We start from the raw sequence: 16,751 nt of genomic DNA on the forward strand, positions 1-16,751 counted from the left end.
TGAGCCGTTGGCGTTAGCCACGGTTTTCACGCGCAACCGGGGCGAACGCCCAAACGGCTCACATGGTTGTGCCCGATCATTCCAGCCGACCTGCTTATCACGCCCCTTCCGTCTCAAACCAAGCCATCATTCGATCCCAGACTCCCCCCAATTCCTTCCCACCACAATGAGGAAATCACCCTGATGATTCGCCCCCACCTGAAATTTCTGCGACAACGAACTCCGATTCGTTCGCTGGCCACCTGCCTGCTGCTTTTTCTGAATCCCTTCGCAACGGACACCGCGGCAGCAACCGTCGATGACAAGCGTCCCAATGTGCTACTTGTGTTCATTGACGACATGGGCTGGGAAGACTTCTCATGCTTTGGAAACCACGACGCCCAAACACCGCACATCGACGAGATGGCGAGTGAGGGCGTTCGTTTCGAACAATTCTATGTGAACTCGCCGATTTGCTCGCCATCAAGAACGGCCATCTCAACCGGCCACTACCCACAACGTTGGCGAATTGGCTCCTACCTCAGCAATCGCGACCACAACGAACAACGCGGAATCGCTCAGTGGCTCGATCCCAAGGCTCCGATGCTGGCCCGTTCGCTGAAACAATCCGGGTACGCTACCGGTCACTTTGGCAAGTGGCACATGGGCGGGCAGCGGAATGTCGATGACGCACCATACATCACCGAGTACGGCTTCGATGAGTCGCTCACGAACTTTGAAGGCATGGGCCCAAAGCTGCTGCCTCTGACGCTGAAACCGGGCGATGAAGAACCCGGACGAATCTGGGCCGATGCTGAACGACTCGGCGATGGTTACCGTTGGATGCAGCGTTCGGAAATCACTGGCGGATTCGTCGACGCTGCGATTCCCTTCATTCAGCGTGCGAAAGCCAAGCAGCAGCCGTTCTACATCAACCTGTGGCCCGACGATGTCCACTCGCCCTTCTGGCCACCGGTGGATCAATGGGCGGACGGCAAACGCGGTTTGTACCTTTCCGTGTTGGAAGAAATGGATCGCCAACTCGGCAAACTATTCGACGTGATTCGGAACGACGAAGAACTTCGCAACAACACGCTGGTATTGATTTGCTCGGACAACGGGCCCGAAAAGGACGCCGGTTCGGCAGGTCCCTTCCGCGGCTACAAAACCCATCTCTACGAAGGTGGTCTTCGTTCGTCACTGATTGCCTGGGGCCCTGGCCTCGTCAAACGCTCTGGCGAGGTGGACCGCACGTCGGTCTTCTCGGCAATCGATTTGGTTCCGACCCTGTTGGACCTGACGAGCAGCGATCACCCTGCCGGAGCCCAATTCGACGGTGAGTCGGTATTGTCTGCGATCACCGGTGACGGTGGATCACGAACCTCCCCGTTGTTCTTTCGCAGGCCTCCTGATCGCGATGCCTACTACGGCGTGAGCGACCTACCCGACCTGGCGATGCGAAAGGGAAAATGGAAACTGCTGTGTGAATACGACGGTTCTTCCGCCGAGTTGTACAACCTCAACGAAGATCGAGGAGAAACCACTGACGTCGCTGCAGCGCACCCCAACGTGGTCCAAGAAATGTCCGTCGCGGTGGTTGCCTGGCACCGTTCGCTCCCCAACGACAACGGCGCCACCTACCGCGACAAGCCGAGAAAGAAAGGCCGCCCCCGTTGAGGAGGGCGACCTTTCATGCGTCTTGAAGCAGGCTCACCTGAACTCATCTCACGATGAGTTCAAGTGCCCTGGCTCAGCGATAGTTGTCTTCGTAGTTCTCAGTTTGTTGCTGAGCCTGCTCTTCGTAGTCTTGAAGTTCTTGTTCGGTCATCGGACCATCTTCGGATTCGACAACGGTGTTCCCACCTGGTCCACATCCGGTGAAGGTGAGCGGCATGCCAGCAACGAGGGCAACCAAGCACAGCCGTTTCATCCAAGAGGTATCATTCATTGAGTTCGCTCGATTCTAAAAAGGGTTTGAAATAGAAATCAAAGGATGGTGCCGCGACGGCGTTCAGCTACCCAGCGGGCAGCTTTCAAGCGGACAAGGCACCATCCCATCAGACGAGGAAGGGATCAGAACGCCCCTTCGATCGTCTCCTTGCCGTTCCGAGTGCCAAGTGCACCCCAAACGCCATAGGGCGATTCCGCCCCAGGGCTGTTGTTGGCCCAGATCACTTCGGCGTGGATGTTGCCTGCGTCAATGCTGTCGGTGATGAACTTCACCGCGCCATCGCCGAGCACGACATGAACGCCGCCCTGGTGCTGACTGCTTGGCGGAGCGATCGCCCAGGCGGAATCCGAACGGTTTGGCATCACCATCTCACGGTTCGGAGGAAGAATCGTGTTGAATGCAGAATAGATCGTGGCACCATCTGCCCAACGAAAACCGCGGCCATAACCTGAGTTGAGGTTACGAACGATCGAGTCCGTGGTGTCCAACCAGAATTGTGGTCGAGCAGGATCTTTGGCAGCCGTCGTGTCAGCCCAGCCTGGGTCCGAACCAAGTTGAGTAAAACCTGGACCAACTGCCGCATCAGTGTTGATCGCACGCGGGTTCACGTGGGTTGCCATTTCGCCCAACATGATCGTGTTGCTGAGCCCGTCCGTGACGTCACGGAAACGCATCAAAGGACGTGTGCGGGCTTGGCCCAATCCTTTGATACCGTTGACCGTGTTGCGGAAGATGAAAAATCCACGCAACGACTGGTTGACTTGGTTCGCACGGCCACTGTCTTCGTAGTAGAAACCACCCGATGCATTGAGCGGACCAACATCCCCGTAGTGCAATCCATCGCCGTAGCTGCAAGCGTAATTGCTTCGTCCCATGGCGGGCGAACCAACCCCTGGGTCACTGGGGCAACGGAATGTGCCGATGTCCGTCATCCAAGGCGTGTAGTTGCGATCCCAAGCCCGCGGTCCCATCGCGGGATAGTTCACTGTGCCGTCACCATCGGAATCCATTGGATTGCTGATCTGTTCCCACAACGCTTGTTGCTCAACGTAGGGCAAGATTGGGATCAACCAACTGATTCGTCGACCATTTCCCGCGTTGCCATTTTGAGTCGTCTGACTTCCGGCAGTGTTGTCGGTGCCTCCCCCATTGGGTGGCAGGCCGTTGAACGCACTGTGGTAGTTGTGAATTGAAAGTCCAAGTTGCTTCATGTTGTTTCCGCAACTCATTCTCCGCGCAGCTTCACGAGCTGCTTGAACGGCCGGCAAAAGTAACCCGACCAACACTCCAATGATGGCAATCACCACGAGCAGCTCAACCAGCGTAAACGCATCGCGACCACTCCTCTGTTCCGTTTTGATCATTGATCAATCCTTCAAATCTGAGAAAGAATAAGACAAGGCAGACAGGAACACACGCAGCACGATCCAAATGCTCAGAAAGCCATTTAGACACTTCATTACGAGTCCCCGCTACTTAAATTTCGCGCCTCGCGGCCCCCGTGTCAAGCTCCAGAGTGCCAATCTGCACCTCTGTTATGGAAGTAGTCCGCTCCCACCCTCTCAACCCTTGGTGTTTCGGCGAAGCACCGGGTTTGGGCAATCAGCAAAATCACACGTGTCCAACGGGACCGCCTTTGGTAGATCAGCAACAAACTGAAGCCCGAAAAGCAATCCAGACACCCATTACACTGTACATTTGCACCTATCCGTTTCTGTCTGCGATCGGATCGACTTCACCTGCACGCGCATAAAAAAACCGCGTGGTGCTTGAAGCACCACGCGGTCGTGATCTCAAATCAGAGGAACGAGCCTCAGAATTCAGTGTCGATGACTTCTTTCATGCCCTTGGTGCCCAAAGCACCCCAGAGGCCATAGGGACTTTCGCGTCCCGCACCGCCATTGGCACCACGACCGTCGCCATTGTCACGGCCGTAAGCCACATGATCCTGGTTCCCAGCATCGATCGACGAGGTGACAAACTTCACGGCACCGTCTCCCATCAAGATGTGCACACCACCCTGGTGGCGACTGGCAGCGGAGTAGATACCGAAGTTGCCTTCGCCACGACAGACGTTGAAACTATTCGGTGGCGCGATAGTCATGAACGAGGTGTAGGTTGGACGCCCGTCCGCCCAACGACGACCACGTTGGTGGTTGGGATTGCTGTCCCAATTGGCGCTGTCGGACCAGAACTGAGGACGTGCCGGATCAATCACGCCCGCAGTCGTCCAATGGCTCGGCGGGAGATTGGCGACGTTCCCGTCCCGGTGAATCGAGTTGAAGATTTCACGGTTGCCATTGCCCACGACAATCTCTCCACACATGATCGTGTTGGACAGACCATCCAGGACATCACGGAATCCGGTGAAGTTTCGTCCGTGGAATGTTCCACGAGCCCAACGATTCCCTGCAGTGGATCCCCAGGTCCCGTCACCGCTGGGCTGACCGTTCCCGTCCTGATAACCATTGTGATGTTGTTCAAAGAATGCGTCACCCGTGCAGGCAGCGTAGTTCGTGAACGCAACCTGTGTCGGCGCGGGAACGACAGGATCGCTCGGGCAGCGATACATCGGCACCTGAGTCAACCAAGGTTGGTAGTCCTCATTCCAGGGTGTTCCGCCCATCGCGGCGTAGGTGTTGGGAGCGGTCAAAGCGTTCCCGTTCCGATCAAAGTTGAACGGATTGGAAATGGTTTCCCACATGCCCTGTTGTTCAACGAAAGGCAAGATGCCAACCAAGAAGGAAAGATAACCACGGTTGTGGGTGTAGTTGTTTCCCCCATCGATGTGCGTGCCGCTTTTGTGCTTTGGCAGCTTGTTGTAAGCAGCATGGTAGTTGTGCAGTCCCAGCCCCATTTGCTTGAAGTTGTTACTGCAACTCATTCGACGCGCGGCTTCTCGTGCAGCTTGTACAGCCGGCAGCAAGAGCCCCACGAGAACCCCAATGATCGCAATGACGACCAGGAGTTCGACAAGAGTGAAACCCTGTCGGGTTTGATTGCTTCTCATAAAATTCAAAATCCAAAAATAGAAAAGAAAAGAAAGTCTTTGTTGGTGACCATCAATGAAGATCCGCTGATGCCACCTTGAATGTGCCCCAAGGGGAACAATGCCCCTTCTATCAACACCTATCGTCCATCCACGTCTCTTAAGAATCGTTCGATTTGATCGAATCCAATTCACGCTCCCGAGGAAGTCTCCACGAAAGGCAACCCTCAATCAAGATTTCAGTTGCCGTACTGTTCCTTGAAGTCCTTCTCCATCTGAGCGTCGTAGTCCTCTTGGGCCTGCTTCTCGTCTTCCGTCATGGCAGGCACCTCGGATGGGTCGTACTCGGCATCCCCACTTGGCCCGCACCCTCCCAACGCAATGCATCCAAGAGACAAGAACAATGAGAACACAACGCTTCGGTACATATCGTCAGACCTAAAAGTGGGGGAGAAATCGATCGCCGAAAAGACAAGACAAACCGCCCGCCAAGAAGGAGGAACGGGAGTGGAAGCGATCGCTAATCGAATGGTAAGGCAACCTCACCGACACTATCTATCATAGCGAGTGGCGTTGATCACGCCAGAGCCTTCTAAGATTTGATACCGTTGGTTGACCGGCAGCGTTACGACTGTCTCTTTCAAACCGGAAGGCCACGCAATCTTCAGAGTGACAGTTCCCGTTGATTCGCCCAAGCCAACGTGCATCAAACCCTGACCGGTGCTCATATAACCCCCTCCGGAAAGGACAAAACCAGTCATGTTCTGACCGCCGGTTTCGGTGTTGTAGGACAGCCCAACGATGGCACCCACAGCCGCTTTTTCGCCGTGTTTTCCAATGAATTCGAGCTGAACGGAGTCTTCCGAAGGGGTGTCATTCCTCAGCAATGCGACCGGTCGATCAAGATGGTTTGCCAAGAGGTCCATCCGCCCGTCGCCGTTGTAGTCCAATAGCGCGAGTGTGCGTCCAATTTGTTCACCTGCGAAATATGAACCGCTCATCTGGGTGTGCTCTGATACAAACCCACGCTCCCCGCCGCGAAATAACTGCGGCAGCATCTTGAACGGGACACCCTGAGAATTTTTGTTAAACAGGTGACCGTTCAAAACAGCCAGGTCCAGCCAGCCATCGTTGTCGAAGTCAGCTGCTTGGGTTCCAAAGCCTGTGGTGGACCGCGAGGGCGTGTCCAACCCATACGCCAGCGATTCATCGGCGAAGAATCCTCCGGCTGTCTGCACAAACAGATTCACAGACTCCTTATGGAAGTTGGTCACATGAAGGTCCAACCGACCGTCTCGGTTGAAGTCTCCAGCGGCGATCCCCATGCAGGCTTCTCCAATACCACTGCGGCCCACCGCACAACCTGCCAACCCGGCATTCTCAATCATCCCGGCAATTGATTGAACACTCTTTCCGTCTCTCCCCCCCGAGCCTTCTCCATCGGCGGGGGGACTGGAACACTCCGAGACCCAAAAGTGATTGAGGTCACCGTCATTGGAAACAAAGAAATCGTTTCCACAGCGGCTGTCAAAGTTTCCAATGATCAGTCCAAACCCAAGCTTTGGACGTGCAGCCATCGCATCGCACACTGCTTCCCATGGGATCAAGGTCCCATCGGGTTGCATTTCATAGGCATAGTCTTGGGCAACGCGATAGCTTTGTGGTTGGCAGTTGTCGAATGGAGGTGAGCACTTCACTTGGAAGGCGGACGGATCGTCGATGTAGTTGATCTCGACCAATTCGGGCAACGCATCGCCATTCAAGTCAGCGAGCCCCAAACTGGATGTCCACCGATTTTCGTTGCCGACGATCCGATTGGGATCGAGCCGAAAGGTACCGTCACCTTGATTGACATAGACGCTGTTTCGTCCGATGTTCGCCACAAGAATGTCGGGGAAACCATCCTGGTTCACGTCACCCACGCAGATCCCTTGTCCATACCCGCGGTCGCCGGCCTGGCAGACGTCGGTCACTTCTTGAAAATGCCCGTTGGGCAACTGGCGATAGAGTTGATTCGGTCGTGAATTCATCTTGTTCGGATCGCCCCCAGCTCGAGCGAAGTAGGTGTCACAGCGACCGTCCAAGTCGTAGTCCAAAGCAGCCAGTCCAACGCCGTTGGCTTCATGCAAATAGAACTCCTTCCCATCGGCTGGATACCCGTTTGTGAAAGCCGTGTTGATCCCCAATTCTGCGGCCACGTCGTGGAAGACCAGCGGTGTTTGCAAGGATCTCTCGGTCGCGCCAGCGATCTCAATGGAGTCGTTCAACGTTGGCATTCGAAACGGTTCCGGGGCAAATCCCACGGTCCGTAGAAGTCGCGCCTGCTGGATCTGCGACTCTGATGCTTTTGCCTCCCAAACCAACAAGGCTTGCCTACGTTGCTCAAGCTCCGGAAGCAGACCGGGAAGCTTGCCCGTCATTTGCCCGGCCCGTCTCGTCCATGCCGCTGACTCCCAAGGACGAAACCAGCTTTGCATTCGCTCTGCGATCCACTCCGCTTGCTCTGCATCGGCGTCCCGAGCGAGCCGAAAAACCTTGTCGAGATCGCCCATCCACTGTCGCAGTCGTGGAAGTTGCTTGTGCCATTTCGAAGATTCCGGCAACTGCTTCTCCGTCGTCGAGACGATCAATCGGAGCGCAGCGCGGTTGGTTGGGTCGCGACGAAGCGTTTCCGCCCATGCGTCCACGGCCTTCACGTGCTGATTTCCGTGTGCCAACCAAATTCCGATCGCCAACCAGAATTCAGGTTCATCCGGCAATGTCATCGGTCGATCCATCCCTGCCACACCGTCAGCGACTGACCTCGACGTTTTGACTTCTTTGACATCGTCCGGCAGTTCAGAAATCCATTCTTGGAGTTCGTCCCATCGTGCGTTTTCAGCCAGCACGCGACCGGTCAACGCCACGACCGTTGAATGGTCGGGATGACTGCGACGAACCTTCATTAGCATGGGCAGGACGACGTCCGCTTCAGCCCGCGGCGAGAAATAGGCAATGCGGGCATCTCCCAACCCGAACATCGTTTCGGGCCCCATTCCGGGCATCCCACCATAGTGCACCAAAGAAAACGGCCCACTCAGGTCAATGAGACTGAGCAATTCGTGATGTTCAATCACCCGCATTCGGATCAGCTGACGCACGTGCTGGCTTGCCTCATACCGACGCCCTTGGGCACTCAGCAATTGTGCTAGCAGGCGGCGGGACGTGACATCGTCCGAATCCCGCTCCACCGCACTCTTGAGCAGCGTTTCCGCCTCAGAAAACTTTGACGAACGGAGCAACTCATCGAACGCTTTCGCCGTATCCTTTACGATCGGAGCGGCGTTGCGATCCGTTGTCGCAGCTCGTTTCGCCACTTCCCTGGGAGTGGATCCGGACGGCTGGTCCGTCGAAGCCGCTGGTTCGGATCCCGATCGACCACACCCGCTCACACAGCTCACGCCGAACAAAACAAGAACGAACCATTCTCGGCAGAGCGAGTAGCAATCGAATCGAAGCAAAGAAGACGTCATCAATTTTGGCTTTGCGAATGAGAGGGCGACTCGACGCGTCGTTAACGGGCAATCCGTTATCCTAGATGGTATCGCGGCTCGGACGCAGGACTGAATGCAGAGAGACGTTTTCATTCGATGCCTGTTTCTTTCGATTCAATGACATCCCCAAACGGTCTCGACGCCGTTACGAAACAACTCTGCAATTGCTTTGACACACCCTATCCACTCGGACATTCCTGAGCCCCCCGTGCCCCGAACCCGGATCGTCATCGACGCCGTGGGCAGTTGCCTCTTGTGCTGCCTGCTCTCGGGATGCAACGGCTCAGATGATGCATCGCCCAAGGCCGCACCCAGCCCGCCAGCCGAGAACCATGCCGCTTCGGTTGACTCGCCCCAGGCCTCCAACACTCACTACCAGGAAGCGATTCAGTCGGTGCGTCGTGGCGATTTTCGATCCGCTGAGCGAGCTCTTCGTGACCACTTGCTGGCCAATCCCACCGATGAGCTGGCGATGGAATTGGCGGGTGATGTCTCTGCTCGGACCGGCGACATTGCTCAGTCAATTCAGTGGTACCGTGATGCAGTGGAGCAAACAGCCGTTCCCAGCGATGCTTTGCTGAACAAATTGGCGAAGCATCTGATGGCCAATGGACTGGCCTATGACTCAGTGGAGGTTTTGAAGCAAATGATCTCCACGTACCCCGAATTGGAACGTCCACGGTATGACCTGGCCGGACTGGTCACCGTGCTTGGACTCAATCGCGAGGCGATTGGTCCGCTGCAGTGGCTGATCCAGCACAACCTGAGCGACGAAGAGAGCCTGGTCGTGCTTTCCAATCCCGATCGCGTCCAACCCGACCCAGAGTTCTGTCACAAACTGTTGAGCCGCGCCCCCGAGGACCTCCGACCGCATTTCGCACTCGCAAAATTGGATGCCGCCAAACAAGACTGGCTGGCAGTCACGCAACAACTCACCCCCGTCCTCCAGCAGCATCCGGACTTCCTTCCTGCGTGGGCCTTGCAGGGTCAAGCGTTGGTTTCACTTGCGGTGGCGAATCCTGATGTTGCCGAAAGCCGTTCGAATTTGCTTCAATGGAGTCAGACAAAACCGCCCGGATTGGAAACTCTTCCGGAATACTGGAATGCCGCGGGCATGTGGGCGAAGTTCACGGGCGAAAACGCTTCAGCAGTCCGCTCATTCACCGAAGCAGCACGCCTGCATCAATCCAATCACGGGCCCTCCCTGGCAGATCTGCAAGCCAGCTTGCGACAATACGGCCGGGAAGCAGAAGCCGAGCAAGTCGCACGACGATTCGATCACATCGCTGGCTTGAACGATGCCGTCAAAACGTTCCTGGAACGAAACTCCCAGTCCCAGCTTGCAGCACTCAAAGTTGCCTATCGCATGATCGATTTAGGTCGGATTTGGGAAGCCGAGGCCTGGACCCGGCTTGCCAAATCCCTCACACAGGATCCCGTTCCGAGCATCGAACAAGCGCATCTGGCAATCCGATCTCGTCTGCGCGCCGACACGCCCTGGCAGTCCCAATCCAGCTTGGTAGCGGATTCCATCCAGGTCAGCGATCTGCCAACCGTGTCGTGGAACGCATCCAGCAATCGCGTTCGCGAAATCGCCAATCAAATCGATGTCGCACCCCTTCAATTTCTCGAACAAGCCGCTGAGCTGGGGTTGAAGCACACGGTCTCATTGGCCCCCGAAGCAGAATCCGAAGGCCACTGGATCTATCAAAGCACGGGAGGCGGCGCCGCCGTGCTCGACTTCGATCTGAATGGTTGGCCCGACGTCGCGCTCGCCAATCTCGATGGCAAACCGCTGCTCAAAAATTCGTCGCCCAATCAACTGTTCCGAAATTTGGAGGGGCACTTTCAGAACACAACTGCCCCAAGCAAATACCTGGACACCGGATTCGCTCAAGGCATCACATCAGGCGATTTCAACGACGATGGATTTCCGGATCTGTTTGACGCGAATGTCGGTCGCAACCGCCTGTATCGCAACAACGGAGATGGAACCTTCTCCGATGCAACGGATGACGTGGGATTGGTGGGCAGCGAGTGGACCACCTCCGCTGTCATCGCCGATGTCAACGGAGACGGGAATGCAGACCTGTTCGAAGTCAACTACTGCGGTGGGATGGCCCCCTACGAAACCCCATGCCGAAGCGAAGCAAACGGCAAGCTTTCGAGTTGCCCTCCTTTGAAATTCGAAGCCAGTCCCGATCACATCTGGAGTGGCGACGGCAAGGGCGGCTTTCAAAACGCCAGCCGGCAGTGGATGCAACCGACCAGCATTGGTCGTGGGTTGGGAATCATTGCTGGACAGCTCGACGAACTCCCAGGACTCGATCTTTTCATCGCCAACGACATGTCCGTCAATCATCTCTGGTCCTCCTCTCATTCCGCCCACACGAACGAGAGAACCTCGCCTGAGCAGACAACACGGCTGACCGACATTGGTACCGTGAGGGGATTGGCGATGAGCGGGCAATCCAATTCCCAGGCGTCGATGGGAATGGCAGTTGGTGACCCCGACGGTGATGGAGACCTGGATTTTTTTCTCACCCACTTCGCAGAAGAACACAACACTTACTACGAACAAGTCGCCCCTGGTCTTTGGGAAGACCGGACTCATGCGGTGGGACTCTACGAACCCTCGCTGGATCAACTCGGTTTCGGCGCCACGTGGACCGACTTCAACCTGGATGGTGCAACCGAACTGCTGATCACCAATGGGCATGTCAGCGACACCGGACGCACCGACATCGGGTATCAAATGCCACCTCAACTGTTCACACGTTTGGGGTCAGGCCGTTGGGAAGAGATTCCCAATGACTCCCTCGGGTCCTACTTTGAGCAATCGCATCTTGGACGCGCATTGGTCACTCTGGATGCGAACAACGATGGCCGAACGGACGCGCTCATCACACACCTCTACGAACCCGTTGCCTTGCTCATCAATGAGTCCATGCCTGCCTGCGAGTCCACCGGCTTGGAATTCAAAGCAACGACCGGACACCGCGATGCAATCGGCACCACCGTGGAAGTTCGAAACCCCAACGATCAACGCACACTTCAGCTGACTGCCGGTGATGGCTACATGAGCAGCCAGGAACGCAAGCTGAACCTGCCAATTCCTAGCGGCAACACATCCAGCGACATCCAGGTTCACTGGCCGTCGGGACTCAGCCAGTTGTTCCGAGGTTTAGACGCTGGGCAAGACTACCTCTTGGTGGAGGGAATCGAAAAACCGATTCCAACGAAAAAGCATGTTCGGTGATTCAACGAAACGTTTGAATGTTGGCACAATGCTGCTCACGCTCTCTTGGCTGGGGTGGATCGTTGGGTGCTCCGCTGAACCATCCGATTTCGAAAAGCTGCGCAAGCAACAGCAGCACAACGAAACCAACCAAGCCACTTCCAAACAGGACGTGGACGAACAAATCGTATTGGCAAAGCAAGAACTGAAACTGGGCTCAGTTGAGCGTGCCGAAGCAATGCTCGAACCAATCTTGATGAGCCATCCCGACCGGACGGATGTCATGCGTTTGATGGCCGAGGTGCAACACAGATCCGGCAGTCCCGTCGCCGCCGCTGACTTGCTTGCGTCCATCCCCTACAGCAACCCCGAGCGATCTTCTGCGGCAAAACTGAAGGCCGTCGATTGGTACTTGCAGGCCAACGCCTATGAACCGGCCATCGACCTCTTGAACAATGCGACGGAAACGACCACCGATCAGGATCGCGTCCGCCATCGGTTGGCCGAAGTCCTCAATCAGACGGGGCAACGCGTCGTGGCATGTCGTGTTTTGCAACCATTGATCCGCAAAGGCAAGGCCAGTGAACGAGACCTTTTCTCAGTGATCACTCGGGGAGAAGCGTTCATTGACGAATCGCTTTCGGCCCCCGACTTTTCAAAACTGAGCCTGGCTTCGTTGTCGCTGGCACGTCGACAACACGACGAAGCCAAATTGAGCGAGTCCAATGAACTGCTCAGTGATCTCCGTCAGAAATACCCGGAATCGACGGCAATCGCCGCCTTCCAAGGCCGCGTGCTAGCGGATCTGCAGGATTTCGAGTCACTCCAAGCGTGGCGTCACTCGCTTCCCTCGAACATTCAGGAAGAACCGGAGTACTGGCACGCCTTAGGAAAACTCGCTTCTCACCGCAACGATCACGAGGTGGCAATTCGCTGTTTGGGGGAGGCCATTCAACGCGACCCAACGGACCGCAACTCTCTTGTTCTCGTTGCTCGGGCGTTGCGACAAGTCGGTCTCAACGAGGAGGCCGGGCAAGCCATGCGGCAATTCGAACTGCTCGAACGGACCGCCGAACTGGCGAAGATCTTTGGTTTGGCGTCGGGAACCCCAGCCGAGTATCGCGAAATGGCAGATCTGCTGTCGGAACTCGGACGCCCGTGGGAATCACTTGCGTGGGAACGCATTGCGGTTGCCATGACGGGAAGTCAACCACTCGATCAGACCGCGTTGAGCCAGAAACGCAAGCAACTGGTGGAGCTAGAAGCCTCAAACCCCGCTCTGCAACTTGCTCCATCGGTTCCCTGGTCACGCGAGAATCTATCCCAATGGCCGCTGCCGGCAGCACTCGATTCAGCCACGCTCGACCGCGATCATTCATCCCAGCCTCAGGGTTCCTCCCAACTCAACTCCGTCCCCGCCCCCATTCGGTTTCGCAACGTAGCCCCATTGCTGAACCTCCGTTTCCAGTACGACAACGGGGATGATCAGACCGACGAAAAGTTTTATCTGCATCAACAAACAGGCGGTGGATTGGGCGTCCTGGATTTTGACCGTGACGGCTGGGTTGATCTCTACTGCTCTCAAGCTGGCGTCGACGCCCTTGACTCGCAATCCCCCACCCCCAATCAACTGTTTCGCAACCTCTCTGCGAACTCTGTTCAAGACGTCACGTTGGATTCACAAACCGACGACCGAGGGTACGGACAGGGAATCGCCGTCGCAGACATCAACCAAGATGGCTTCCCAGATCTTTTGGTTGCCAACATCGGCGTCAACGTTGCTCTCAAAAACAACGGTGACGGAACCTTCTCTCGGGCCGAACTCCCGGGGGAAGGCGATGGCAAATGGACCACCTCAATCGCTTGCGGTGACCTCAACGGAGATCACTTGCCGGAGATCATCGAAGTCAACTACATCGACGATCCCAGCGCATTCGAAATCCCCTGCGTTCCAGACAACGACGCCTGCGGCCCCAGTCGTTTCCAACCTGCCGTTGACCGTTGGCTAACGCTCGATGCACGGGGTGCCTTTCAATCCTTTTTGCGGTCCGAAGGATCCTCTCCGAATGCAGGCCATGGTTTCGCAGTCCTGCTCGGCAATCTCAATGGCCAGCTGGGCAATGACGTCTACATTGCGAACGATGGCGATGCGAACCACTTCTGGCAAAATCGTGGCCGGCGAGCATCCGCCAGTGTGACTGACGGTTCCCTCCTCGCCGATTCCCAACTGCCACCAACCAATCAAGCAACTTGGCTCGCGGAGGAGACAGCCTCTCTCTCTGGAATCGCGAGCAGCCAACTGGGAGGACGACATGGATCAATGGGGCTGGCGTTCGCGGATTTTGATCGCAACGGTCTGCCCGACCTTCACGTGACCAACTACTGGGATCAAGAAGCCGATCTCTACCTTCAAGAAGAGGGCAAGACGTTCCGACATTCCAGCCGCCACTGGCAAATTCATGAACGCAGCAAACCAACGGTGGGATGGGGCACCCAAGCCGCCGACTTTGACCGCGACGGGCGAGCGGACCTGATGGTTCTCAATGGACACATTGTCGACCATCGGCATCGAGGCGTGCCGTTTCGAATGCTGCCTCAGTTGTTCCAAGGTCACGACAACCATTTCGAATTCGTCTCCGATTCAACCGACGCTGACGCTGGGCAGCGTGATGAGTTCTGGAGCCAACCGACACTAGGCCGAACGCTTGCGGTGCTGGACTGGAATCGAGACGGTCTGCCGGACGTCTTTGCCAATCATCTCGACCAACCAGCCACGCTTTTGCAGAACGAATCCGCCCCTCGAGCCTGGCTGCAGCTCGAATTGATTGGAACACATAGCGAACGAGACGCCGTTGGAGCCACGGTGGAGATTCAATCAGGATCCCAACGCTGGACCAACTGGCAGGTCAACGGCGGATTCTTGGCGAACAATGAAGCCGTGTTGGACTTTGCACTCGGCGACTCCGAGCAACCCTGCCAAGTCGCGATCCAGTGGCCATCGGGATCCAAACAAACTCTCACCAACCTTCCACCCAACTATCGATACGTTGTCACCGAAGGTGACTCCGAAAAGCCTTGGATACGCCTGAGTCATTCTCGCAAGTGAATCGGCTGATGGTTTCTTCGTTCTAGAAACTCTCTCGCTCGCAAGAAGTCAAAACGCCCCTCCTCATCGACCAAGACCTCTGGTTTGGGCTCCATCTGAAGCGACTTGTCGATCGCTTCAATCGCCGCATTGAACGCGTGCATCCGCTGACCAGCAGGAGCCATCGCGTCCATCGGTTTGGAAACTCGGTTGGGAAGTGTGCGTAGAGACTTCTCCGCCACAATCCGAATGGCATCGTAAGGGTCATTCAAGGCCAACAACAAATACGGTTCCATCCACTCTGTTCCCGAAGCCTCCTGGGCGGGAGCCCAACCCATCGCGGCCACTTGGACAGCACGTTGAGCAGCATCACCACTCAACAAATGCAACGCCGATGTCGAGAGATCAACCTCGTTTCCCGGTGCCTCCCGATCCGGAAGAGGCTGGCCGTACCAATCGTGCAAGTGATTGGCGACCCAATGGAAACCTCGATCAAGGTGACACAACGAACAGGCATTGGCCCGGTCACTGACACGGCTTTGTTCGATCGAAGGGCTTGAAATCTGATGGCTGCGAATGGTTTTCAACAACCCATACGTGGTGTGAGGCATGTGGCAATTCATGCATCGACTGCCATGGGAATCAACCGCGTGATGGGTGTGCATTTCGATTTGCTCTCCCATCTCCGCATGGCACTGCAAACAAGCATCGTCCCCGGCCATCCCCTGACCAAGTTGATCGTTCCGCCAACTTGCCAATTGGGTTTCTCGATCCGTCCCTGGGACTTCTGGCGGGTGCATTTGATGGCAAGACAAACACGTCATTTCACCCTGTTGGAAACAAGCCGACTCGATCAATCCGTTGTATTCACGCCCGGCGATGCGAGGCATGCCATCCGACCAAAACGCACCGCCCACATCTTCCATCTCTGACCAGCGTTGAAACGTCTCTGAGTCGCGATGTTCGTCGGTTGCACGGACGACCCTCGAAAATCCGATTTCATCGAGTCGATCGCCTGGGCGAAACGGGTTCCCCGTCTGCTCATACTCCTGCAAACTCACGACGTCGTAATCGGGCAGAAACACACTGTGACATTGGCCGCAAACATCCGCGGATCGCCGCTTGGAAAGCTTCGCTGGATTCACCACCAGATCCGTGACGGCTTCCGTCGTCAAACTCTCCTCCGAGTCTTCGTCTTCGCGGTTGGAGTGGCGAAGGACATGCCCCTTTCCTTCCCCATGGCACGCTTCGCAGGCGATGCCGAATTCTGCCACGCGAGTGTCCCATTCCAGTGTCTGCTCATTCGAACGCTCACGAGGATGCGTCGAATGACATCGACTGCACGTCCGATTCCACGTGCCCAATTCCAGCCCAGCGTGATGGTCTGGAGGTTGCAGAAAACTGGAATCGCGAGGAATCCAGCGTTCTTCCTCTATCAGATAGACAATGTCGAGTTGGGCTGGGGTTCCCAAATGGTCGGACGCGTGCCAAAAGACATGCATGTGATGCGATCCGGTCATCATCAGCAGTTCCCGACGCAACACCATTCCTCCCCGGAACGGATCGGCATAAGTGACGAAAAATGCGTCCTCGTGTCTCTCGAAGGCGTAACGCTTTCCGTTGACGACCACCTGTTTGTTGACAATGGATTCAGGAGCCGTTTCCTCGCGGATGATTTGTGTCATTGTCCGGTGAAACGATGCGTCCCAGGATTGGTGCTCCTCAGCGTGGCACTGCAGACAAGTTTCGGAAGCAACGAACCCCGCTTGGAGATCAGCGACGGGACGCAACTGAGACGTCGTCAGCGTGACCTCGGGTTCCAAGGGCGCGCTGTTCCGATCGTTTTTGCCGACTGGACCGATCGCTTGGGATTCCAGGCGGGATTGAATTCCTGTTGCCTCATCACCCTCCATCGCCGTGTCGGAAGACACCGGCGAACGAGTGCATCCCAACAAATTGGCCGACAACAAAACGGC

General features: G+C 56.1%; 9 protein-coding genes. 3 read left to right on the plus strand and 6 right to left on the minus strand.

The features are described from left to right. Window positions 1-183 precede the first annotated feature (183 nt). The gene (locus tag RISK_RS24605; RefSeq protein ID WP_047816977.1) at window positions 184-1,656 is read left to right on the plus strand and encodes a sulfatase-like hydrolase/transferase; all 1,473 of its coding nucleotides are present in this window, start codon (window positions 184-186) and stop codon (window positions 1,654-1,656) included. Window positions 1,657-1,729: 73 nt separating this feature from the next. Here RISK_RS24605 and RISK_RS24610 read toward each other — a convergent pair whose 3' ends face one another. The 5 genes from RISK_RS24610 to RISK_RS24630 all read right to left on the minus strand — a co-directional run bounded on the left by RISK_RS24610 (window position 1,730) and on the right by RISK_RS24630 (window position 8,200). Then, window positions 1,730-1,927 (minus strand): hypothetical protein, encoded by a 198-nt coding sequence (locus tag RISK_RS24610; RefSeq protein WP_047816978.1) that lies wholly within the window; start codon window positions 1,925-1,927, stop codon window positions 1,730-1,732. Between the two features lie 125 nt (window positions 1,928-2,052). After that, on the minus strand, window positions 2,053-3,294 hold the full coding sequence (locus tag RISK_RS24615; RefSeq protein WP_047816979.1) for a DUF1559 domain-containing protein: 1,242 nt from the start codon (window positions 3,292-3,294) through the stop codon (window positions 2,053-2,055). A gap of 449 nt (window positions 3,295-3,743) precedes the next feature. Continuing rightward, window positions 3,744-4,940 (minus strand): DUF1559 domain-containing protein, encoded by a 1,197-nt coding sequence (locus RISK_RS24620; protein ID WP_047816980.1) that lies wholly within the window; start codon window positions 4,938-4,940, stop codon window positions 3,744-3,746. A gap of 218 nt (window positions 4,941-5,158) precedes the next feature. Continuing rightward, a complete protein-coding gene (locus tag RISK_RS24625) occupies window positions 5,159-5,332 on the minus strand; it encodes a hypothetical protein (RefSeq protein WP_236696664.1) in 174 nt (57 codons plus the stop codon). A 138-nt stretch (window positions 5,333-5,470) separates the two neighbouring features. Beyond that, window positions 5,471-8,200 (minus strand): FG-GAP-like repeat-containing protein, encoded by a 2,730-nt coding sequence (locus RISK_RS24630; RefSeq protein WP_236696665.1) that lies wholly within the window; start codon window positions 8,198-8,200, stop codon window positions 5,471-5,473. 460 nt (window positions 8,201-8,660) lie between these two features. Between RISK_RS24630 and RISK_RS24635 the strand changes: the two genes are divergently transcribed. Together RISK_RS24635 and RISK_RS24640 are read left to right on the plus strand one after the other, a co-directional pair. Next, on the plus strand, window positions 8,661-11,711 hold the full coding sequence (locus tag RISK_RS24635) for an FG-GAP-like repeat-containing protein (RefSeq protein ID WP_047816983.1): 3,051 nt from the start codon (window positions 8,661-8,663) through the stop codon (window positions 11,709-11,711). Further along, complete coding sequence (locus tag RISK_RS24640; protein ID WP_053061295.1) at window positions 11,701-14,796, plus strand: FG-GAP-like repeat-containing protein; 3,096 nt, start codon at window positions 11,701-11,703, stop codon at window positions 14,794-14,796. The genes RISK_RS24635 and RISK_RS24640 overlap by 11 nt, the downstream gene beginning before the upstream one ends. Here the strand turns inward: RISK_RS24640 and RISK_RS24645 are convergent. Beyond that, window positions 14,781-16,688, minus strand: coding sequence for a hypothetical protein (locus tag RISK_RS24645; RefSeq protein ID WP_390173965.1), 1,908 nt, complete (start codon window positions 16,686-16,688; stop codon window positions 14,781-14,783). The genes RISK_RS24640 and RISK_RS24645 overlap by 16 nt on opposite strands. Window positions 16,689-16,751: the final 63 nt, after the last annotated feature.

Source organism: Rhodopirellula islandica (assembly GCF_001027925.1).
Classification (GTDB): domain Bacteria; phylum Planctomycetota; class Planctomycetia; order Pirellulales; family Pirellulaceae; genus Rhodopirellula; species Rhodopirellula islandica.

Excerpts from the sequence above, each read along its gene's own strand:
- RISK_RS24605 (WP_047816977.1), top strand. The coding sequence starts at position 184 with ATGATTCGCCCCCACCTGAAATTTCTGCGACAACGAACTCCGATTCGT.
- RISK_RS24610 (WP_047816978.1), bottom strand. The coding sequence starts at position 1,927 with ATGAATGATACCTCTTGGATGAAACGGCTGTGCTTGGTTGCCCTCGTT.
- RISK_RS24615 (WP_047816979.1), bottom strand. The coding sequence starts at position 3,294 with ATGATCAAAACGGAACAGAGGAGTGGTCGCGATGCGTTTACGCTGGTT.
- RISK_RS24620 (WP_047816980.1), bottom strand. The coding sequence starts at position 4,940 with ATGAGAAGCAATCAAACCCGACAGGGTTTCACTCTTGTCGAACTCCTG.
- RISK_RS24640 (WP_053061295.1), top strand. The coding sequence starts at position 11,701 with ATGTTCGGTGATTCAACGAAACGTTTGAATGTTGGCACAATGCTGCTC.
- RISK_RS24645 (WP_390173965.1), bottom strand. The coding sequence starts at position 16,688 with ATGGAGGGTGATGAGGCAACAGGAATTCAATCCCGCCTGGAATCCCAA.